Origin of the sequence: Rhodococcus sp. P-2, from assembly GCF_016598535.1 — a bacterium.
In the GTDB taxonomy this organism is placed as follows: domain Bacteria; phylum Actinomycetota; class Actinomycetes; order Mycobacteriales; family Mycobacteriaceae; genus Rhodococcus_F; species Rhodococcus_F baikonurensis.
Window position 1 is genome coordinate 2,785,153 of the sequence record NZ_CP066779.1, and the last position, 21,995, is coordinate 2,807,147.

At 63.8% G+C, this 21,995-nt stretch carries 17 protein-coding genes; 10 read left to right on the plus strand and 7 right to left on the minus strand.

The annotated features are described in order from the left end of the window. Positions 1–130 precede the first annotated feature (130 nt). Both I7X09_RS13290 and I7X09_RS13295 read left to right on the plus strand, forming a co-directional pair. The gene (locus tag I7X09_RS13290; RefSeq protein ID WP_166810341.1) at positions 131–1,003 is read left to right on the plus strand and encodes a hypothetical protein; all 873 of its coding nucleotides are present in this window, start codon (positions 131–133) and stop codon (positions 1,001–1,003) included. 150 nt (positions 1,004–1,153) lie between these two features. Next, complete coding sequence (locus I7X09_RS13295) at positions 1,154–1,879, plus strand: hypothetical protein (protein ID WP_200317227.1); 726 nt, start codon at positions 1,154–1,156, stop codon at positions 1,877–1,879. Position 1,880: 1 nt separating this feature from the next. Here the strand turns inward: I7X09_RS13295 and I7X09_RS13300 are convergent, their stop codons facing one another. Next, positions 1,881–2,783 (minus strand): SDR family NAD(P)-dependent oxidoreductase, encoded by a 903-nt coding sequence (locus I7X09_RS13300; RefSeq protein ID WP_124566961.1) that lies wholly within the window; start codon positions 2,781–2,783, stop codon positions 1,881–1,883. 71 nt (positions 2,784–2,854) lie between these two features. On the opposite strand from I7X09_RS13300, the gene I7X09_RS13305 reads away from it, so the two are divergent. Then, a complete protein-coding gene (locus I7X09_RS13305) occupies positions 2,855–3,145 on the plus strand; it encodes a putative quinol monooxygenase (RefSeq protein ID WP_003943546.1) in 291 nt (96 codons plus the stop codon). A gap of 174 nt (positions 3,146–3,319) precedes the next feature. Continuing rightward, complete coding sequence (locus tag I7X09_RS13310; RefSeq protein ID WP_200317229.1) at positions 3,320–4,939, plus strand: ABC transporter substrate-binding protein; 1,620 nt, start codon at positions 3,320–3,322, stop codon at positions 4,937–4,939. 83 nt (positions 4,940–5,022) lie between these two features. Here I7X09_RS13310 and I7X09_RS13315 read toward each other — a convergent pair whose 3' ends face one another. Together I7X09_RS13315 and I7X09_RS13320 are read right to left on the minus strand one after the other, a co-directional pair. After that, positions 5,023–7,335: a transketolase-like TK C-terminal-containing protein gene (locus tag I7X09_RS13315; RefSeq protein WP_200317232.1), complete on the minus strand. Its 2,313-nt coding sequence runs from the start codon at positions 7,333–7,335 to the stop codon at positions 5,023–5,025. A 292-nt stretch (positions 7,336–7,627) separates the two neighbouring features. Next, positions 7,628–7,948 (minus strand): UBP-type zinc finger domain-containing protein, encoded by a 321-nt coding sequence (locus I7X09_RS13320; RefSeq protein WP_200317234.1) that lies wholly within the window; start codon positions 7,946–7,948, stop codon positions 7,628–7,630. A 26-nt stretch (positions 7,949–7,974) separates the two neighbouring features. On the opposite strand from I7X09_RS13320, the gene I7X09_RS13325 reads away from it, so the two are divergent. The 6 genes from I7X09_RS13325 to I7X09_RS13350 all read left to right on the plus strand — a co-directional run bounded on the left by I7X09_RS13325 (position 7,975) and on the right by I7X09_RS13350 (position 15,626). After that, positions 7,975–9,570 carry a Na+/H+ antiporter gene (locus tag I7X09_RS13325; RefSeq protein ID WP_030536674.1) on the plus strand — a complete coding sequence of 532 codons (1,596 nt, stop codon included), beginning with the start codon at positions 7,975–7,977 and terminating at the stop codon, positions 9,568–9,570. Between the two features lie 182 nt (positions 9,571–9,752). Further along, entirely contained in the window at positions 9,753–11,372 is a 1,620-nt protein-coding gene (locus I7X09_RS13330) for an ABC transporter substrate-binding protein (RefSeq protein ID WP_200317236.1), read from the plus strand. Positions 11,373–11,499: 127 nt separating this feature from the next. Continuing rightward, complete coding sequence (locus I7X09_RS13335) at positions 11,500–12,456, plus strand: ABC transporter permease (protein ID WP_003943571.1); 957 nt, start codon at positions 11,500–11,502, stop codon at positions 12,454–12,456. Beyond that, on the plus strand, positions 12,449–13,543 hold the full coding sequence (locus I7X09_RS13340) for an ABC transporter permease (protein WP_007735813.1): 1,095 nt from the start codon (positions 12,449–12,451) through the stop codon (positions 13,541–13,543). Before I7X09_RS13335 ends, I7X09_RS13340 begins: the two co-directional genes overlap by 8 nt. Next, positions 13,540–14,637 carry an ABC transporter ATP-binding protein gene (locus I7X09_RS13345; RefSeq protein ID WP_095969358.1) on the plus strand — a complete coding sequence of 366 codons (1,098 nt, stop codon included), beginning with the start codon at positions 13,540–13,542 and terminating at the stop codon, positions 14,635–14,637. Before I7X09_RS13340 ends, I7X09_RS13345 begins: the two co-directional genes overlap by 4 nt. Then, positions 14,637–15,626 (plus strand): ABC transporter ATP-binding protein, encoded by a 990-nt coding sequence (locus I7X09_RS13350; protein ID WP_095969359.1) that lies wholly within the window; start codon positions 14,637–14,639, stop codon positions 15,624–15,626. Before I7X09_RS13345 ends, I7X09_RS13350 begins: the two co-directional genes overlap by 1 nt. A 6-nt stretch (positions 15,627–15,632) precedes the next feature. Here the strand turns inward: I7X09_RS13350 and I7X09_RS13355 are convergent, their stop codons facing one another. The 4 genes from I7X09_RS13355 to lysX form a co-directional block, all read right to left on the minus strand. Continuing rightward, positions 15,633–16,232, minus strand: coding sequence for a histidine phosphatase family protein (locus I7X09_RS13355; RefSeq protein ID WP_200317238.1), 600 nt, complete (start codon positions 16,230–16,232; stop codon positions 15,633–15,635). Positions 16,233–16,237: 5 nt separating this feature from the next. Continuing rightward, positions 16,238–17,647 carry a sensor domain-containing diguanylate cyclase gene (locus I7X09_RS13360; RefSeq protein ID WP_200317240.1) on the minus strand — a complete coding sequence of 470 codons (1,410 nt, stop codon included), beginning with the start codon at positions 17,645–17,647 and terminating at the stop codon, positions 16,238–16,240. 71 nt (positions 17,648–17,718) lie between these two features. After that, entirely contained in the window at positions 17,719–18,615 is an 897-nt protein-coding gene (locus I7X09_RS13365; protein WP_200317242.1) for an alpha/beta fold hydrolase, read from the minus strand. A gap of 13 nt (positions 18,616–18,628) precedes the next feature. Beyond that, a complete protein-coding gene (gene lysX / locus I7X09_RS13370) occupies positions 18,629–21,985 on the minus strand; it encodes a bifunctional lysylphosphatidylglycerol synthetase/lysine--tRNA ligase LysX (protein WP_124566952.1) in 3,357 nt (1,118 codons plus the stop codon). Between the last annotated feature and the right edge of the window lie 10 nt (positions 21,986–21,995).

The window sequence follows — 21,995 nt, forward strand, 5'->3', positions numbered from 1 at the left end:
TGTGATATACATCTGTTCAGTTGTTACTTGTGAGTAGGAGCACACCGCAAAGACCTTGTCGGCGGCGGTCGAAACACAAGCAATGACTGCGAGTTTCGTCCCCCATCACATAAACGGCAGGGAGAAATCAGTGCAGAAATCTCACAAGAACGGCAACAGACGTCTCGGCACGCGCGTGGCCGTCATTGCAGGTACCGCAGGTGCGGTCCTCGCGTTCGCGGCGCCGATGGCCTCGGCTCAGGATCCGGTCGACAATTCGATACCCGGTGCCGCGGTGTGCCCGCCCACGGCCGAATCCTGTGTGTCGGTAGTGGTTCAGAGTGGAACCTTCGACAACAACGGCTTCAACCTCCCGATCGGAAAAGGCGACATGATCATCGCCGCCGAGGCCGGCTCCGGTGAAGGTGAGTCCACCGTTCTTCTCCCGCGCGACGACGGACACCACGGTGTCTACTCCAAGCCGTTGACCGTTCCGGGTGGAGTCCTCGGAATCGACCTGCCGTTCGGCAATCTGTTCGGCCTCGCCGCAGTCACCGCCGAGGTGGAGGCGACGGCTGCGCCGACCCTCAACGGCATCATCACCGACATGGATCTGAGCATCCCGGTGCGGATGAAGATCAACAACGCGTTCCTCGGTGACAACTGCTACCTGGGCTCCGCGGCTGCGCCGGTGAATCTTCGTCTCGCGCCTGACCCGTCGGTGGTACCGACCTACACGGTGCTCCCGGACAATGCGCTGAAGGTGAGCCCGGTCGGGAACCAGGCAACCGGCTTCGCGCTGCCCGCCGCCAGTGGTTGCGGACCGTTCGGAGTGCTGAACCCGATCGTCAACTGGCGAGCAAAGGTACCGGCCACGTCCGGAACCTCGCTCAGCACGATCTCCGACGCCTACCTGTACCCGGGCGGCCTCACCGGTAGCGATCCTCTCGACGATCTCGGTGGCGGAACAGGATCCAGCGGTTCCAGTGGCTCGAGCGGTTCGTCCGGAAGCTCCGGTTCCTGAAAACTCGGATGCCTTGAAGCAGCGGTGGTGGCGGAATGTCACCACCGCTGCGGCGTCCGACCTGTAATAACCTGTGCCTCAGGGTGGGCGAAGGCGGCACTCCATCAGGAGGACCTGCGCGGCCACGAAATCACAGGGGAGTCCTCAAACATGTTTCGAGACAGCGTTCTTGCCGGTCCGGTCCTGCGTCGAGGTGTGACGGCGCTGGCAGTTGCAGCCGCGGCCACCATGTTTGTCGGCACCGCAGCAACGGCGGAGCCGGCAGCAGTTGTCGGTGAGGTGTCCGCGGACTCCATCGCGGCAGCCCGTGCGCAGGCCATCGGAACGACGGTCACCGTCGTGGGAACCGCGACTACGCCGTCCGGAGTATTCGAATCCAGCTTCTACGACAAGGGCTTTGGTCTCCAGAGCGGCAATTCGGGCATTTACATCAGCGATCCGAACAACTCCGGGATTGCTCTCGGCGATCAGGTTCAGGTCACCGGAGTCCTCGCGGATCAGGAAGGCCTGCTCGTCGTCCGCCCGACTGCCGTCGAGGTAATCGGCACGACCACCCAGATCAGCCCGGCGCGAGTGCCCCTCAATGCAATCGGTGAGGGCAGCGAAGGTCGTCTCGTGACGGTGTCCGGGATCGTGAGCGGACCCGTCGTCGACGATCTGCCGTACGGCCACAAGATCCTGGTGTCCGGCGTCGAAGGAAACACCGTCATCTTCGTCAACACCCAGACCGACATCGACGTCGACGCCATTGCGGTCGGACGCCCGATCACCGTCACCGGTTTCAGCGGCCAGTACGCCAGCACCTACGAGGTTCTTCCCCGTTCGGAAGCCGATGTGCAGCAGGGTTTCACGGGCAGCCTGAGTTTCGGAAGCTGATCTAGATCTCGAACCGAGCTCCGACGCGCATCGACCCGGGAGACAACCGGCTGATCGTGCGTCCGAGCTTGGCTTCGACGGTCACGGGCACCACAGCCTTGTTCGTGCGAACTGCTTTCACGATCGCACTGGCCACCCGGTCGGGGGTGAAGTTGCGTTTGCGGTAGAAGTTGTCGACCTTGGTCTGATTCTCGAGTTGTTCTTCGGCGGTGGTCCCGGCGAACTCGGTGGTCTTGAGAATGTTCGTGTGCACGAGGCCGGGGCAGATGGTGCTGACGCCGATGCCGTGTGGAAGCAGCTCTGCCCGTAGGCAATCCGAGAGCATGAATACTGCTGCCTTGCTTGTCGAATATGCGGTGAGGGCCTTCTGGGGTGTGTACGCGGCAGCCGAGGACAGGTTGACGACGTGTCCGCCGGTTCCCCGGTCGATCATCATCGGGGTGAATGCCCGGCAGCCGTAGACAACTCCCCAGAAATTGATGTCCATGACGCGCTCGAACTGGCGTTGCTCGGTGTCGGCGAACGTCCCTGAGAACCCGATCCCGGCATTGTTGACGACGATGTCCGGCACGCCGTGATGCGCCGCGACGGTCTCCGCGAACCGAATCACGGCCTGCTCGTCGGACACGTCCACCTGGTAGGCGTGCGAACCGCCACCGAACACCGCTTCGGCTCCGCTGGCCTGAGTGGGTGTGTTGATGAGCGCCGCAGTGTCCTGCGCGCTTTCGAGGTTGATGTCGGAGACGACGACGATAGCTCCCTGGGCCGCGAAGGCGAGGGCCGTTTCACGCCCGATGCCGCTGCCCGCACCGGTGATCACCACCAGCGTGCCGGTGAGATCGCGCAGTCGACGCTGCAACTTCGATCCGCGTCGCCAGCCGGTGACGTCCTTCAGTAGCCCCATTGGTTGCCCTTTTCGTGTGTACGTTTGTGGCGTGCGTCTCTAGCTGACTTCCTCTCTGCGAAAGGTATCCGATGAGCGAGCTTCGTGTAGTTGCAACCATCCCGGCCAAGTCCGGTTCCGAGGACGACGTCCGATCGGCTCTGACAACTCTCGCGGAGGCGAGTCGGTCCGAGGACGGCTGTGTGTCGTACGAACTGTTCGAGTCAGCGGCTGCGCCCGGCACCTTCGTCACGATCGAAACTTGGCGCGGGCAAGAGGAGTTGGATGCCCATATGCAGTCCCCGCATTTGCAGGCAGCGCTTGCCGCTGCTGGTCCGCTCCTCGACGGCGCTCCGGCGATTCATCCGTTGAAAGGCGCCTGAATCAGCATGAATTCCTGACCTTCGCTAAGGGTCTGACCTGCGAATGTCGCTCGAAAACTGACCAATTGTCGCGCTTCATTCCACTGAGCGGGACCTGCGACTAATACCTGTGCCTTAAGTCACAAACTGTCTCGACAATGCTTCACATCACAGTTTCTGACCTGGAGGTTTTGAATGAGTCGCAGTTCTCGGCGCGGTCACCGCAAGGTTGCCGCCGTCGCGCTGGCAGTCTCCGCCGGCCTGTTCGTCTCGTCGTGCGCTGACAGCGGGAACGGGGGTGGGAGCGGCGACGCACCGGACTCCGGTTCAGGATTGTCCATCGGCCCGGTCAACGAGCAATCCGGCGAGGGCGACCCGGTCAAGGGCGGCACGCTCACGTTCAGCGGGTACTCCGCCGTCACGAATCTCGACCCCGCGAAGACTCAGATCGCCGGTTCGGTCGCCGGTTCGGAGTTGGGCGCGATCTACGACACGCTCCTGCGGTACGACCCGGCGTCCAAGGAATTCGTTCCGAAGCTCGCCGAATCGATGGAGCCGAGTTCGGACTTCAAGACATGGACCCTCGAACTGCGCGACGGCGTGAAGTTCAGCGACGGCACCCCGGTGGATTCGGCGGCCGTCTCGGCGAGCCTCAATCGTTACGTCACCAACAAGGGACCGCAGTCGAGTCTGTACGCGTCGAAGGTCGCGTCGGTAGACACTCCGGATCCGTCGACGGTCGTCTTCAATCTCGTCGACCCCTGGACCGGTATCGAGTCACTGCTCTCCACCGGTCCCGGCATGATCGTCGCGCCGAGCGCCCAGCAGGGCGATCAGTTCACCCCGATCGGCGCCGGTGCGTTTACTCTCGAGAAGTTCGCTCCCAACGAGGAATTGATCCTCGACGCTCGGGAGGACTACTTCGACGGCGCCCCGAACGTGGACAAGCTGCGGTTGATCAGCATCGTCGGTTCGCAGTCCACCACCGAATCGCTCAAGAGCGGCGGCACGGACGTCGCGTACATGCGGTCGCTACCGAACGTGCTGGATCTGATCGATTCCGGCTACCCGGGCTTCGTCGACATCCCGTCGCTGTCGTACCTCTCGCTGGTCAACACGGCTCCCGGTCGTCCCGGTGCCGACGTGCGAGTACGCCAGGCCTTGGCCCTCGCAACCGATCCCGTCGCGCTCGACAACCGACTCAACGAAGGTAAGGGTCTGCCCGGGCAGGTCATCTTCCAGGACACCTCTCGCTGGCACAACGACGTCGCTCCGATGGGAGTCGACACCGCCAAGGCGAAGCAGCTTCTCGACGAGGCCAAGGCCGACGGTTTCGACGGCAAGATCACTTACCTGACGCTGCAGGAGAATTCGGCGCAGGCGATGGCTCTGGCTCTGCAGTCGATGGCCAACGCCGTCGGTTTCGATTTCCAGATCGAGTACGTCAACTCGGTTGCCGACGTCGTCAAGCGTTTGTACGCCGACCGCGACTTCGACATGGCAACAGGTTCCGCCAACCTCGCGGAAGCCGATCCGTTCGAGCGTCTGTACTCGAACCTCAAGACCGGTGGGCGAAACAACGCCGCGAGTTTCTCCGACCCCGAGATGGATACGCTGCTCGACCAGCTGGGTGTAGCGACGTCGAACGACGCGAAGATCGAAGTGCTCGCCAAGATTCAGGAGCGCGCCAATGAGGTTGTGCCGTGGCAGGTTTACGGCAACACTCCGTGGCTCGGTGTATGGGGACAGAACGTCCACGGCATTCAGCAGAGTCTCGACGGAATCATGTTCTTCGACAAGGCCTGGAAGAACTGAAGGCCTCTGAAGAACTAGAGAACTGACCAGACCCGAGAAGCGTCCCTGCGGGGACGCTTCTCGGCATCGGAGAGTGTGATTGGTCAAGAAGTGAGATCGAGGGCAGCGCGGACGATGCTGTCGGAGTCGAGGCCGTGGTACCGGTAGACGTCCTCGAGTGAACCGACCTGACCGAACCGGCTCACTCCGAGCGCAGCACCCGGAACGTTGTTGATTCCCGTCAGGAACGCGAGGGTGTGCGGGTGTCCGTCGAGAACGGTCACCATCGGCGCGGACCGGCTACTCGGAAAGACCTGATCCAGGATCCACGACGGACCGTCCGCGAGGCCGCGCCGAGACTGGAGTGCTTCGAAGAGCAAGCCCGGGCTGGTCACGCACACCACGTCGGCGGAAATGCCCTGCTCGCCGAGTCTTTCGGCTGCAACCAGCGTTTCGGTGACAGTGGCACCCATGCCGACCAGAGTGACGGCAGGATCAGGGTTGTGTCGCAGTGTGTATGCCCCGGCGACCACCTGACGTCGACGGCGTTCTCGCGCAGCCGGATCGGTCGGCACCGCGGCCAGGGCCTGATCGACCGGACGGGTCGACAGACGCAGATACGACGAGCTGCCGTCGGGGCGGCCGAGGCGTCCGATGCTGTCGAGGAGCGTCCACTCCACGTCGACGGCGAACGCCGGTTCGAAACTGACGCAACCCGGCTGTTCCAGTCCGATGGAGGGGGTCTTGATCGACTGGTGCGCACCACCTTCGGCAGCCAGGGTCACGCCTGACGGAGTGCCGACCATGATCGACTGTCCACCGGCGTAGATGCCGTACGACCACGGTTCGAGAGCCCGCTCGATGAACGGGTCGTACATCACGCCGATGGGGAAGAGCGGCTGGCCCCAGCGACTCCAGGTTGCACCGAGTTCGCCCATCAGTCCGACCAGGTTGGTCTCGGCGATACCGAGTTCCATGTGCTGCCCGGTGGGCTTCTCACGCCAGTGCATGATCGTTTCGGCATCGTCGGCAAACCAGTTGTGCCGCTCGTCGGGGGACCACACCCCGACCTTGTTCAACCAGCCTGCCAGGTTCGTGGTGGAACTGACGTCCGGACTCAGTGTGACAACACGTTTCGCGGCGTCCGGCGCTTCGCGGCTGAGGTCGAGCAGCACCCGACCGAGAGCTGCCTGAGTGGTGGACGTGCCGGAGGGAGTGCGGCCGATATCTTTCGGAACTGCCGGAGGCACCAGGTGCTCCACCTTCGGGCGAGCCAGGCGCCCAGCGGTTTCGGCGCAGATGCGGCCCGACGGGCTGTCGGTCTCGAACCGTTCCCAGGGCTTCGACGGATTCATGCCGAGTTCCGCCGCCAGGTGCTCGTACTGCTCGATGGTGAGCAGCGACGAGTGGTTCTGCGGATGACCCTGCGTCGGCAGGCCCCGGCCCTTGATCGTGTACGCGATGATCACGGTGGGACGGGTGTCGTCGATCTGCGCGTACGCCTCTCGCAGGGCGTCGAGGTCGTGGCCACCGAGATTGCGGATGGCCGCGAGCACCGTGGCGTCGTCGAGGTCGTTGATCAGCGACGTGATCGCGTCGGCGTCCGCCGCGTCGCCGGGCAGTCTCAGACGTACCTCGTCGGCCGTGCATCGCAGCAGACGCTGGTACTCCGGATTGGGCATGTCCAGGATTCGTTCGCGCAACGCGCTGCCGCCTGGCCGGGTGAACAGTGATTCCAGCAGTGCGCCGAACTTCACGGTGACGACCTGCCAGCCGGCGCCCGAGAACATGCGCTCCAGGCGGGTTGCCGCGATGTTCGGGACCACCCGGTCCAGTGATTGGCGGTTGAGGTCGACGATCCACACGATCTCACCCAGTTCGGCAACCGAATGATCGAGAACTGCTTCCCACACAGCGCCCTCGTCGAGTTCGGCGTCACCGACGAGGGAGTACTGACGTCCGGTTCCGGCGCCGCCGAGGGAGGCGTCGACGTATCGGCGTGCGATGGCGCCCCAGATGGGAGCCGTCGCGCCGATACCCACCGAACCGGTCGAATAGTCCACCGGATCAGGATCTTTTGATCGACTCGGGTAGCTCTGCAGGCCCCCGAACTCGCGCAGCGTTGTCAGGTAGGACTCGTCGAGTTCACCGAGCAGATAGTTGATGCCGTGGAGCACCGGAGCCGCGTGCGGCTTGACGGAAACCCGGTCGCCGGAACGAAGTTGGCCGAACCACAGGGACGTCATGATCGAGACCATCGACGCGCACGAGGCCTGATGACCGCCGACCTTGAGCCCGCTGGGATTCGGCCTAACCCGGTTGGCGTGATGGATCATCGCGGTCGACAACCACAGAACGCGCTTCTCGATCTCCGCCAGTGATTCGGGAGCGTTCTGGTTGATGCTGGGGCTGTTCACGGCCGGTCCTGCCTTCAATAGTTGACATCGATCACCGCACCGCCTGTACCCCAGATCGTGGGGCCGACGATGTGGTTGTGATGTTTGGCAGGACTTCCTGAGGCCGAACCGTTCGGTGCGGCAAAGTCCAGCCGCACCTGTCGATCTGTTGTGCAGATTCTGCGTCAAAGTCCATCATCGGCATACAGATTGGGCAATAGCTACCCGACGGATTGAGCAATGTGCGCAACACCGAGGGCTGTGCGCCGTGACAGGTGGGCACTATGCGCAGTGCACTGCGAGTCGCGCGCGGTCAATCCATCAGGTCGTGGACGTAGCACCAGCGCCAGGATTCGCCGGGCTCGTGCGAGCGCATGACCGGATGCCCGGCGTCGCGGTAGTGGTTGGTGGCGTGCTGATGAGGGCTGGAATCGCAGCATCCGACGTGGCCGCAGGACAGGCACATACGCAGGTGAGACCAGTTATCCTCGCCCAACTCGGCGCACTCCTGGCAGACGCCGGGCGTCAGCGCCGCCGGGTCCGTTTCGGGCGCATTGGTTAGTTCCTCGCAACCGGTCGGAGCGGGTGCGGGCTGCTGCGTGCGAGCTGCTGCTCGCTTCAGGATTTTCTTCATCGCCTTCCATACTGCATGCTGCCAGGGTGAACGGCATATTACTGGGGGTTGTAGTAGCGGCGTTGCTGGTGGCGGCGGTCGCGCGAAGGTTCGGGCTGTCTTCGCCGCTGATCCTCGTCCTGGTCGGTTTGATCGCCTGTCAGATACCGGGTGTTCCGGAATTGGAACTCGATCCCGACCTCGTCCTGTTCGTCGTGTTGCCTCCACTTCTGTACTCGGCAGCACTGGACAGTTCATACCTGGCTTTGCGCTCGAATCTGCGTCCGATCGGATTTCTCGCGGTGGGGCTGCCCCTCGCGACGACGGCAGCGGTGGGCTTTGTCGCCTACCTGATCGTGCCGGAGTTCTCGATAGCGGCTGCTCTGGTTCTCGGCGCCATCGTGGCGCCGCCGGACGCGGTGTCCGCGAGCGCAATCGGACGCAAGCTCGGTCTGCCGCGCCGAATCATGACCCTGCTGGGCGGCGAGAGCCTGCTCAACGACGCCACCGCTCTGACGGCGTACAAGGTTGCTCTCGCTGCCGCCGTGGGTACTGGTGCGACGCTGATCGGCGGCTTCGAGACCTTCCTCGTCGCAGCGGTCGGTGGAACGGTGATCGGCCTGGCGGTGGGCTTCGTCATCTCGAAGGTTCGCGGCAAACTCCAGGATCCGGTGATGGAGAGCGGAATCGGATTGGTCGTGCCGTTCTTCACCTACCTGGCTGCGGAAGAGGTCCACGCGTCGGGCGTCATCGCCGTCGTCGTAGCCGGATTGTTCCTCGGCCAGCGCTCCACCCGTGCGAGCTATGCGACGCGTTTGCAGGACACGGCAGTGTGGAGGGCCGTCGACCTGATCCTGGAGTCTTTCGTCTTCCTGTTGATCGGGCTCCAATTGCCCAGTGTCGTCAACGGATTGCAGGGGTACAGCACCTCGATCGTCGTCTGGGCATCGGTTGCCGTTCTCGTGACCGTCGTGGTGGTCCGGATCGCCTGGGTGTTCCCGTTCACGTACGTACCGCGCTGGCTGTCTCCCCGCATCCGAGCGAGAGAACCGGAGATTTCCGCGCGGGCGGTGTTCGTCGTGTCATGGGCCGGTATGCGAGGAGTCGTGTCGCTGGCGGCTGCCTTCGCGATTCCGTTGACGGTCAACAGCGGCGAAGACTTCCCGGGCCGTTCGCTGATCCTGTTCCTGACGTTTGTCGTCGTGGTCGGCACGCTGTTGCTGCACGGCCTGACGTTGCCGTGGGTCATCCGTGTCCTCGGCGTGCAGGGCGATGAAGAGCAGTCTGACGCACGCGCCGAGGCGGCGGCTCAGGACAAGGCTGCCCGCGCGGCTGCGGCGAGGCTGGACGAGTTGGTCGGAGCCGACGCCGACGACGTCCCTCAGGTCCGGAATCGCGCCGCCGACATCTTGCGAAGCTGGAACACTCACCGCGCGAACTCGGCGTGGGAGCGGCTCGGACGCAGCGACGAGGATCTGGGGGAGAGCCCGTCGAATGCCTTCCGCTCGCTGCGCCTCGAGATGATCGACGCCGAGCGAGGTGTGTTCATCGCCGAGCGCGATGCCGGCCGGATCGACGACGAGGTTCTTCGGAAGGTGCTTCGAGAGCTCGATCTCGAGGAAGCCACGCTCGACCGAGACTAGACCGGCTGGTCTGATGTCGGTGAGGGTATTCGCTGGCCAGGGTCGGTTTACCCGACCGTTGAGGCCTGCAACTTAACCGATTCCACTGAGCGAGACTCGATCCAATTTTCTGTGCCTCCCGTCACAGACTGTTTCGTGTTCAACATCACGTCACGGTCTTACCCCGCCTTGGAGGCATTCGAATGAGTCGTAGTTCCCGCCGCGGAAGTCGCAGATTGGCTGCGGCTGCGCTGGCGATCACCGCAAGCATGTTCCTGGCGTCGTGCGCCGACAACGGCTCGAGCAATGGCGGCGGCGAATCCGCTGATTCCGGTTCCTCGCTGAAGATCGGCATGGTCAACGAGCAGGCCGATCCCGGTACTCCCACCAAGGGTGGCACGCTGACGTTCAGCGGCTACTCGGCAGTCACGACTCTCGATCCCGCGAAGGCTCAGGTTGCCGGCGCCACCGGTGGCAGCGAACTCAGCGCCATCTACGACGTGCTCATGCGTTACGACCCCATCGCGCAGAAGTTCGAGCCCAAGCTCGCCCAGTCGCTCGAAGCGAGTTCGGACAGCAAGACCTGGACGCTGAAGTTGCGCGACGGTGTGAAGTTCAGCGACGGAACGGCTTTCGATTCGAAGGCCGTCGCGGACAGCATCAACCGTTACGTCACCAACAAGGGACCGCAGTCGAGCCTGTGGGCTTCCAAGGTCGCCTCGATCGACACCCCCGATGCGACGACCGTCGTCTTCAATCTCGTTGATCCGTGGACGGGCATCCAGTCGATGCTCGCCACCGGACCCGGCATGATTGTCGCCCCGAGCGCCCAGCAGGGTGACCAGTTCACCCCGATCGGTGCCGGTGCCTTCACCCTCGAGAAGTTCGCTCCCAACGAGGAACTGTTGTTGGCTGCTCGCCCCGACTACTACGACGGCGCACCGAACATCGACAAGCTCAAGCTGATCAGCATCGTCGGCGCTCAGCCCACCGCTGAAGCTCTCAAGACGGGCGGCATCGACGCCGCGTACATGCGTACGCTCACTCCGATCCTGGATCTGATCGAGTCGGGTTACCCCGGCTTCGTCGACATCCCGTCGCTCGGCTACATCGCGAACGTGAACATGGCCCCGGGCCGCCCGGGATCGGATGTCCGTGTCCGCCAGGCGATGGCGCTGGCCGTCGACCCGGAGACGCTGAACACCCGCGTCAACAACGGCAAGGGACTGCCCGGCCAGGAGATCTTCCAGGACACCTCGCGCTGGCACAACGACGTCGCACCGATCGGCGTCGACCCCGCGAAGGCGAAGGAACTGCTCGATCAGGCCAAGGCCGACGGCTACGACGGCAAGATCACCTTCCTCTCCATCCAGGAACCGTCCGCGCAGGCAACGGCACTGGCGATCCAGGCGATGCTCAACGCAGTCGGCTTCGACGCTCAGATCGAATACGTCACCGGTGCAGGTGATCTGGTCAAGCGGATGTACGCCGATCACGACTACGACATGAGCACCGCAGCACTGAGCCTCGCCGAGGCCGATCCCTACGAGCGTCTGTACACGGGCATCAAGTCCGGCGGCCGTAACAACGCGACCGGCTACTCCGACGCCGAAATGGACGCTCTCCTCGACAAGTTGGGCGTCGCAACCACCGACGGCGACAAGAAGGCAGTCCTGGCCCAGATCCAGGAGCGCGCCAACGAGACCGTCCCGTGGCAGGTGTGGGGCAACGTCGCCGCACTCGATGTCTGGAACCAGAACGTTCACGGTCTCGAGCAGAGCCTCGACGGAATCGTGCTCTTCGACGGAGCTTGGAAGTCCTAGAGAGCCTGAAGTTCACGGCCGGCCCCGCGCCCATATCGCAGCGGATCGGGGCCGGCTGCGAACGAAGAAATGAAATCAGAGGAACTGCTGTGTATTGCGAGCTCGCTGTCCGAAGGAGACGAAATCGATGAACATCGGCGCAATAGGTAAGAAATTGGGCCAGCTCGTCATTGTGATCCTGATCGTCAGCTTCGGAACCTTCGTGCTGGCATCACTGATCCCCGGCGATCCCGCTGTCTCCGTTCTCGGGGAAGGCCGAACGCCCGCCGAGTACGAGGAAGTTCGCCAGCAGCTCGGGCTCAACGACCCACTCCTGGTTCGCTATTGGGACTGGCTGACCAGCGCTCTCCAGGGCGACCTCGGCAACTCGCTCGTTCCCCCGCAGCAGGACGTCCTCACCGCGATCAGTTCCGCTCTCCCCGTCAGCGTTCAGTTGGCAGTGATGGGTCTGGTCATCGCCCTCGTCGTCGCAGTTCCGCTCGCACTCTGGTCGGCGCACCACGAGGGTGGCGTCATCGACCGCGTCATCAGCGCCGCGACGTTCGGTGTTCTGTCCGTCCCGAGCTTCCTCGCCGGTCTGTTGCTGATCATGGTCACCGTCAACTGGCTCGGCTGGTTCCCCCGATCACAGTGGGTGCGCATCGGAGACAGCCTCTCCGGAAACCTTTCACACGCAATACTTCCCGCGATCACCATCAGCCTCCTCGAGATGGCGATGTTCACTCGCGTTCTCCGCTCCGACCTGGTGACGACGCTCCGTGAGGATTACATCCTCGCGTCGAAAGCCAAGGGAATGCCCACGCTGCGAGTGCTTTTCAGTGACGCGCTCCGCCCGTCGTCGTTCTCGCTCATCACGATGATGGGTCTGGCTCTCGGCGGCATGATCGGCAGCACCGTGATCGTCGAGACGCTGTTCTCGCTGCCCGGAATGGGCACGCTCATCGTCCGCGCAGCGCAGCAGGGTGATTCACCGATGCTGCTGGGCGCGGTGGTCGTGATCGCAGTCATCTACGTCCTCGTCAACAGCGCGATCGATGTTCTGTACACCTATCTTGACCCGAGGAGTCGTCGTGTCCATGTCTGAAGTGACGCCAGACGGAGCGGCCCCGTCGCCGGCCCCGTCCGAGGTGATGACATACCGGCAGCAGACAGTCCTGCTGGCTCCCGGTCCCGTCGAGACGCTGGAACAGCCCAAGAATCTGGTCCTGATCGGATCGATTCTCACGGTGGTCGGCGTTGCGCTGCTCGGCACCGCGCTCTTCGGTTCGGCCATCATGATGACCGTCCGCATCGTGCTCGCGCTCGTTGCCCTGGTTTTCCTCTTCAAAGGTCTCGGCAAACTCGGTACGTCCAAGTGGGGCAGTCAGTTCGATCTCTCGTACTGGCTGGCGTGCATCTGGCTGGTCGCACTGATCCTGGCCGCGATCTTCGCACCGCTGCTGCCGCTCGGTGAGTACAAGGACACGGTCAAGACCTTGGCCGAGCCGGGCTTCGCCTCGCCGAGCCTGCTGTCAGATCACCCGTTGGGTACCAACAACTTCGGTCTCGACCTGCTTGCCCGCGCTCTGTTCGGTGCTCGAGCATCCTTGACCGTGGCCATCTGCGCCGTACTGATCGGCATGATCATCGGCGGAACCATCGGCGTCATGGCCGGTTACTTCCGCGGCAAGGTCGACGCAGTCGTCGGAATCCTGACCAACTCGCTGCTGGCCATTCCTTCCCTGGTGCTGTTGATCGCACTGGCCGCCGTGCTCACGTCGAACCTGCGCAACATCACCCTTGCACTTTCGATTCTCTGCATTCCCAGCATGGTTCGAATCGCCAGGGCCAACACCATCGTCGTCGCCCAACGGGAGTTCGTGCTTGCCGCGAGGGCGATGGGCGCCACCAAATGGCGCGTCATCTGGCGCGAGCTGGTTCCCAACGTCCTCGTCCCCGTCGCCGCGCTCGGCCTGGTGGCCGTCTCCGGCCTGATCGTCGCGGAAGCGTCACTCAGCTTCCTCGGACTCGGTATCGCACAACCAGATCCGACGTGGGGCAACATGATTGCGGAAGGTCAGGGCGGGATCGTGGAGAAGCATCCGTTCATCGTCCTGGTACCAGGCGTCTTCCTCTTCCTGACGGTGTTCTCCTTCAACCTCATCGGCGAGAAGTATCGGAGTAAGCTGTGACCACTTCAGCTCAGCACGGCGTTCCGCTGCTGCAGGCGGACAACATCAGAACCGTATTCGCCACTCCCCGTGGCCAGTTGCGAGCAGTCGACGGCGTCTCGATCCACGTCTCCGCCGGCGAGACTCTCGGCATCGTCGGTGAATCCGGTTCCGGCAAGTCGGTTCTCGGACGCACCATCATGGGATTGCTCCAGAAGGGTCCGGCTCTCGACATCACCGGAACGGTGACGTTTGCCGGCCGCGACATGTCGACCATGAAGAAGTCGGAGATGAAGCATTTCTGGGGGCCGGAGATCGCCATGGTCTTCCAGGATCCGATGACCTCGCTCAATCCGTTCAAGCGCATCGGTACCCACATCACCGAATCCTTGAAGTTCCACCTGGGACTGAAGAAGGACGCGGCCCGCGATCGCGCTGCGGAACTCCTGTCGATGGTGGGCATCCCCGAGCCGAAGCGTCGGCTCGATCAGTACCCACACGAGCTGTCGGGCGGTATGCGACAGCGCGTCGTCATCGCGATGGCCCTGGCCTGCGAGCCGAAACTGCTGATCGCCGACGAGCCGACCACCGCCCTCGACGTGACCGTGCAGAAGCAGATCCTCGACCTGCTCGCCTCGCTCAACGACAAGCTCAACATGGCCGTCATCCTGATCAGCCACGACCTCGGTGTGGTGTCGGGTCGATCGGATCGCGTCGCGGTCATGTACGCCGGTTCCGTCGTGGAGACGTCGGCAACCGAAGAGCTGTTCACTCGTCCGCGTCACCCCTACACCGAAGCGCTGATGGCCGCGATTCCGCGACTCGAATCACCGACGCACACAGTGCTGCAGACAATCCCGGGTGGGCTCCCGGACATGACGAAGCCGATCACCGGCTGCCGCTTCGCTGCCCGTTGCCGTTACGCCCAGGACGACTGCCTGACCGGCGACCCGGCTCTGGCACCCGGCGGTCCGGGAGACAACACAACCGAAAGCCACACGTTCGCGTGCCACTACCCGGTCGATACCCCGGAAGGCACAACGGCATTGGTCGCCAACGAGAAGGCCGGTACTACCGCAGCGGGCCTCTCGCTCGCGGTGAAGGAGATGGTCTGATGACTGCAGCAACCGATACCAGAAAGCCCGAGACGGTGGACGCGGCCCTGACGGTCGAGGACCTGGTCGTCGAATTCAACGTCGGCAAAGGGCAGACCGTTCACGCGGTGTCCGGGATCAGCTTCACCGTCGCTCCGGGTGAAACCTTGGGCGTGGTCGGTGAATCCGGCTGTGGCAAGTCCACGGCGGGCCGGGCGATCATGCAGCTGCCCTCACCGACGTCGGGTTCCATTCGCCTGGGTGAGACGGAAATGACGGCACTGGGCGCGGAGGAATTGCGTCGCAGTCGCACTCAGTTGCAGATGATCTTCCAGGACCCGATCTCCTCGCTGAACCCGCGACGCAAGGTCAAGGCTCTCATCACCGAGGGTCCGTCGATCTGGGGCGGAAAAGACAAGGCCGCCATCGAAGCTCGGGCGCGCGAGGTTCTTGCCGAGGTCGGGTTGGACCCGGACATGGTGTGGGACCGAACCCCGCGCGAGCTCTCGGGTGGACAGTGCCAGCGCGTGTGCATCGCCCGCGCATTGATGCTCGACCCCAAGGTCCTGATCTGTGACGAGCCGGTCTCGAGCCTCGACGTCTCCGTGCAGGCGCAGATTCTGAACCTGCTCGAGGACGCGAAGAAGCGTCACGGGCTGTCGCTGCTGTTCATTGCGCACAACATGGCCGTCGTGAAGAACATCAGCGACCGCGTGATGATCATGTACTTGGGCCGGGTCTGCGAAATCGTTCCGGCGGAAGACATGCAGAACCGTGCGTTGCACCCGTACACGCAGCTACTGCTGTCGTCCATTCCCGATCCTGACGCCACCGTCACGGCGGCGCAGAACGTCGAGCAGAAGGTCATCGAACTGCCGTCGCCGCTCAATCCGCCCAGTGGCTGCCGGTTCCGCACGCGGTGCCCGCTGGCCACCGATCTGTGCGCGGAGGAAGTTCCCGAACTTCGTCTCGTCGAGGGTGGACACCAGGTGGCGTGCCACAACGTGTGAGTTGAGCTAGACGCGCAACATGTTTCGCACGTGACCGGTTTCGTTGATCGACCCGACCCTTCGGCTTCCATTCCGGGAAACAAGAATTCGAGTGACGGAGACGTACTCGATCGGGAAGGTCAACGGACGCTCCAGCCCGAGCAGTTCCTGCAGAACGATGTTGACGACGCCGCCGTGGCAGAAGATCGCCACGGTGGCGTCGTTGTCGGTCGCCGCGACCACGTCGTCGATCGCGCCGAGTACTCGCTCGCGAAAAGCGTCGGCGTCCACCGACTCGGGTAGCCAGCCGGCTTTGATGCGCGCATACGTTTCCGGTGCGCGTTCCAAGACCTCGTGCATCGGGATGTAGTGGGGCTGCTCGTAGTCGTATTCCGCCAGACCTTCGAGCTGGGTGACCGGAAGTTCCAATACCTGCGCTACCGGGGCCGCGGTCTCGAGCGCACGCTTCTGCGGGCTGCTGAACAGTCCGGTGATCCGGTACGGCGCCAGTGCTGCGGGCAGCCGACGTGCCTGGGCACGGCCTTCGTCGGTGAGCGAGGGATCGGCGCGGCCTTCGGTGACCTCGGCCAGTTCGGGGAGCGCGTGTCGGATCAGGAGTAGTTGCACCCACGTCACCTTGCCATGTAGAGATCGAACGCCACCACGAGGTTTCGGCCTTCGCGTTTCGCCTGGTACATCGCGTTGTCGGCGATGTCGAGCAAGGTCTCCATCCCCGGCATCGCCCGGTCTACCCAGGCGACGCCGATACTGACCGTCCCCGCGAAGCCGCGAATGGAACGGGCGTGGGTCTCCTGGGTCTGCCGGATACGCTCCGCGAGCTGGATGGCTTCCTCGAAGGTGCAATCGGCCATCGCGACGGCAAACTCCTCACCGCCCAGGCGGCCGGAGAGCCCGAGCCCTTCGGCGGTGGCGAGGAGGGTGTTTCCGAATTGTTCGAGGACTGAATCGCCGGTGAGGTGGCCGAGGTTGTCGTTGATCGATTTGAAGTGGTCGAGATCGAGCATCATGACGGCGATCGATCGTTGCGCTGTGTGCTGGGTGTCGAGGAGTTCCTGCGACCGGGTCAAGAACGCGTGCCGACTCAGTGTTCCGGTCAGGGCGTCGCATTCGGCGATGCGTTGGAGTTCGCGCTCAGCGCGCCGCTGCGCTCCCGTGGCGACGGCTACGGCGATGGGGGAGAGTGCCATCAAGATGACGGAGATTCTGGTGGTCACGCCTTCGCTCAGCAGGTGAACCGGATCTGCCAACGCCAGGCGCCCCTTGCCCGCCATGACCAGCGCCCACGCACTCCATCCGGCTGCCAGGAGCGAGGTGCTGAACAGCGAGACGCGCATCGCGCACCACAGGAGCGCCGGCATCGGAAGCAGCAACGCGAGGGCGCCCTGCACCTCCAACGCGAGCGGCAGACAGGCCAGGAGTGCGGCCAGCGGCGCGAGGATCTGTGCGAGCCGCCTGAGCCGGAGGCTTTGACGTACAGAGGGCCCGAGAGTGCGAAGAATGTGTTCGAGCGTCGGTGCCGAAAGAACGATCGGCAGCACGATCAGATACGTACACAGGTCGGCGAAGAACCAGCCCACCAATTCCGTTGCCGCACCGCTTCCTTCGTGGAGTTGAGTGCGGAGTGCGCTGGCGGACCCGGCCGTCAGAGATGCCAGAACCGAAACGAGAAAGATTCTGGTGGTGTATTTCGCTTCGGACACTCGCTGTGGAAAGCAGCCGAGCAAGTTCGCGGCGATCAATCCCGTCGTGACTCCGACCAGGTTGATCGCATTCAGTTCGAAGGCCCGCTGCACGGGGCTTCCGGTCGCAAGATCCGCTGTCATCAGCGCGGCGCCGCCGACAGCCAGCCCGATCGGCGCGAACGAGCGAGGGTTACGAAGGAGAATGCCCAGAAGGATCGCGTTGGCGGGCCAGAAGGTCGAGAGAAACCCGGGCGGACGGGCGGCGATGCCCGCCAGAGCGACAACGAGGATCGCCACGAAAATCAGGCACGAGCGCACCTGACGTGTCGAACGGTCCATGGTCAGCCTGTCGTAGAAAGCAGAAGCTGTCCGAGACTAGCAATGATCCGGCTACTGTCCGAGTTGTAACTTTAAGTGTCATCCCGACGGTTCGGCTGCGTGAGGCGCCGGATCAAGTTCGCCAACTCCTCTGGCTGATCGATCATGGCGTGGTGATGCGCCGGGCGTAGGACGTGAAAGCTCCCGCCGAGGTAGGTGGCGAGTTTCTGTTGTTTCGCCATCCACGCGATGGACCAGGGAGTGGTGTGGCCCGTGTGAGCGGCAACGACGCTGAGGTCGATGTCGGGCAGTGGATGCTTGCTCGAGCGTCGTAAAGCGGTGAGTTCCAGCGCCATATCGGTGTACGCGACGTATTCGATCATCGCCGCTTCGAGGTAGTGCGGTTCGCTGTAGATCTTCCGGACCCATTCGAGGGTGGCTTCGGACGAGCCGCTCGGCGGCACGGACTGGTTGAGGATCTTGCGCGTCGTCGTGCCGAGGAGTCGTTGGAGCCCGGTGGTGCTGAACGAAGCCGCGGCAGCTCGGGAGGCGATCAGGAGAAGGTCGCGGGGGAAGAGACGTTTCGGCTCCTTCTCGGCGCTCGAATCGAGAAGCAGCATGCCCGCCGCCCGCTCCGGGAACAAGCGGGCGAAGCCTTCGACGTAGAAGCCGGCGATGGAGTGGCCGACCACCACAGCCGACCCTGTCAGTCCCAGTGTGTCGAGGACATCGCGGATCCGCTGAGCTTCGCCGCGGACGGTCGGCACGTCGGACGACGGTTCGCTGAGCCCGAAGCCCGGTCGATCGAAGCGGACGACGGTGTGGTCCGACTGAAGATGACGTGCGCAGTCATCCCAGTCGAACCAGTTGCCCGCCAGCCCGCCGCACAGGACGACGACGGGGCCGTCGCCCTCGGCGAGAACGTGCAGTCGGCTCTCGCCGACCTGCAGGATCTCGCCCGGTGGTTTCACGTGGAACAATTCCGGCACGCGAGAATCCGGACTACTGACGCGGTTTCGCGAGGGGGAAGGCCAGTGTCTCTCGGATGCTGCCACCCGTGATCAGCATGACGATTCGGTCGACGCCCATCCCGAGACCGCCCGTCGGCGGCATCGCGTGTTCGAGGGCTTGGAGGAAGTCCTCGTCCAACTCCATCGCCTCGGGGTCGCCGCCCGCCGCGAGCATCGACTGCTCGGTGAGCCGGTTGCGCTGATCCACCGGGTCGGTCAGCTCGCTGTACGCGGTTCCGAGTTCGACGCCCCACGCCACCAGGTCCCACTTCTCGGCGACGCCGGGGATGCTGCGATGCGGCCGGGTGAGCGGCGACATCGAGGTGGGGAAGTTGGTGTAGAACGTCGGGAACTCGGTGTAGTCCTCGACCAGGTGCTCGTACATTTCCTGCGCGATGGCACCGGTATCCCAGCTGGACTGGTACGGGATCTCGTTGGCGTCGCACAGCTTCTGCAGGTCTTCGAGACTTGTCTCGGGGGAGACGTCGACACCAAGTTTTTCGGCGACGGCGCCGTGCATCGTCTTCACCGGCCATTCGCCGGAGATGTCGACCTCGACCAGTTCGCCGTCCGGGCCGGGTCGCATGATGATCTCGCGACCGAAGGCTGCGACGGCCGCCGCCTGGATCAGCTCGCGGCACATCCGCATCATGCCCTCGTAATCGCTGTGGGCTTCGTAGGCCTCGAGGATCGTGAACTCGGGGTTGTGTTTGAAGTCGACGCCCTCGTTGCGGAACACGCGGCCGATCTCGAACACCTTCTCCATACCTGCGACGCACAAGCGCTTCAGGTACAGCTCGGGTGCGATGCGGAGATAGAGGTCGAGGTTGTATGCGTTGATGTGTGTCAGGAACGGAGCGGCGTTCGCGCCGCCGTGCACCTGCTGCAGGATCGGGGTCTCGACTTCGAGGTATCCGCGACCACCGAGTGAATCGCGTAGCGACTTCACGACTGCGCTTCGGGCCTCGAGCAGTTCGCGGGCCTTCGGGTTGAGGGCGATGTCGAGGTACCGCTGGCGGACGCGAGTCTCGGGATCCGAGAGGCCCTTCCACTTGTCGGGCAACGGGTGCAGGCACTTGCCGTTCATGCGCCACTCGACGGCGATGAGCGACAGCTCGCCCTTGCGGCTGCGCCCGATGGTTCCGCTGACCTCGATCAGGTCACCGAGATCGAACTCGGCTGCGAACTCCGCCAGTTTCTCCCGGCCGACATTGTCCTGGTCGACCAGAACCTGGATGTCGCCGGACCAGTCGCGCACGTCCGTGAACACGACTCCGCCGTAGTCGCGAACCCTCAGCAGGCGTCCCGCGATGCGTACGCGGGTGCCCTCCGGCGACTTCGCTGCGGCAGCGATCGTGTGCGTCGGCGGATAGGCGACGGGGTAGGCGGCGATCCCTTCGTCGGCGAGTTGCGCGAGCTTGTTCATGCGTACTCGAACCTGCTCGGGTCGACGCGGACCGTTGGTCGTGAACGACGGCGCCGAGTCCGGTGGGCTGCCGTCAGCATGCAACCCTTCGGACGTCACCAGAGCTGCAGGCACCGCCGCATGCGTTCCGGTGTGCTTGACGACCTGGCTCGACTTGCGCCCGAAACTGGGCAGCACCACGAAGCCTTCGGCGATGGCCGACGCGAATCCGACCCGCGGCAGCTCACGGTTGTCCTCGAAGCAGAGGAAGCGCGGCTCCCAATCCGGCTGGTACTTCACATTCGAGCGGTAGAGCGCTTCGAGTTGCCACCAGCGAGAGAAGAAGACGAGCACCGAGCGCCAGATGCGGAGGATCGGGCCGGCGCCGATGCGCGAACCTTCCTCGAACACCGAGCGGAACACGGCGAAGTTGAGTGAGACCCGCACGACGCCGATCTCGTCCGAACGTGTGGCCAACTCCGAGACCATCAATTCGACGACACCGTTGGGCGCCGTCGGCTTGCGACGCATCAGGTCGAGCGAAACGCCGTTCGGTCCCCACGGCACGAGCGAAAGCATGCCGACGACGCTTTCGTCCTCGGTGCCTTCACCCATGACGGCTTCGACGAGGAGGCAGTCGCCGTCGAGGTGATCGCCCAGTCGGCCGAGTGCCATGGAGAAGCCGCGCTCGGTGTCGGTGTCGCGCCAGTCGTCGGCGCGGATGATGACGGCCGCCATGTCCTCGGGCGGGATGTCGCGATGGCGTCGCATCCGGACGGTGACGCCGTGGCGCCGCACGCGGGTGACGGCCTGACGCACCGGGCGCATGTCGCGTCCGTTGAGGTTGAACTCGCGCGTGCGCAGGATCGCTTCGTCGCCGAGTTGCAGGACGCTCAAGCCTGCCTTCTTGTACGCCGTCGCCCCGGTTTCGCTGGCGCCCATGACGGCCGTCGCCCAGCCGTACTGCGACGCGAGCCCCTGCCACGCTTCGATGGCGTGCGGCCACGCTTCGGGATCGCCGATGGGATCACCACTGGCGAGGCAGACGCCGATCTCGACGCGGTACGTGATCGCGGCCTTGCCGCTCGGCGCGAAGATGACGGCCTTGTCGCGGCGGGTGGCGAAGTAAGCGAGGGAGTCGTCGGCACCGAAGTTCTGGATCAACCCGCGGATCGCGGACTCGTCGTTTCCGGTGAGGGCGTTGTTGGAGCGTTGCGCGCGGAAGAGCGTCATGACCGCGGCGAGTAGCGCGATGGCGCCGAGCAGACCGAGGACCGTGTTGACGAAGACGCGCGGGTGGCCGTCGAACACCTCGTTGTCGACCGAAGCGGCCGCGGTGACGCGGTTCAAGGCCCAGAGGAATCGTTGGTTCTGCGGCAGGTCACCTGGGAAGAGTTCGACAAGGCCCCAACCGATCACGGTCGCGACGGCCATGCCGCCGATCAGAACGCCGAGCGCTTTCCAACCGGCGCCGCGTCGTACGCGTGTGTAGAACTCGGGCCTCGCCGCGATGAGGATTCCGATCACGACAAGCAGAACGACAACGGCGACGGCGTTGTTCGGGTTCTTGTCGACGATCGCGGAGGCGATGTTGGTGAGGGTGATCAGCGACAGGTAGATCGTCAACAGCCACCAGGCGATGCGCTTGCGGCTCGCGAGGGCGGCGGCGAGCAAGGCGACGACGAGCGCCCACGACAGGCTCGTATCCGGTGCGTCGAAGTAGTAGCTGTCGATGTATTCGCGTGGGACGCGGAGGATGTGCCGCAGTACCGGCGAGATGCTCCACAGGAACACCAGTACGGAGAAGACTCCGAGGATCAGTCCCGAGATATGGGGAACCTGGCTGAACCGCCCTTTGCGGAATCGACGCGCCTGGCGCGGATTTTCGGGTGGCGATTCCACCAACTCTGCAGTGGTGTCCGATACCTCGGTCAATGGTGCCATCGAGCTTCCT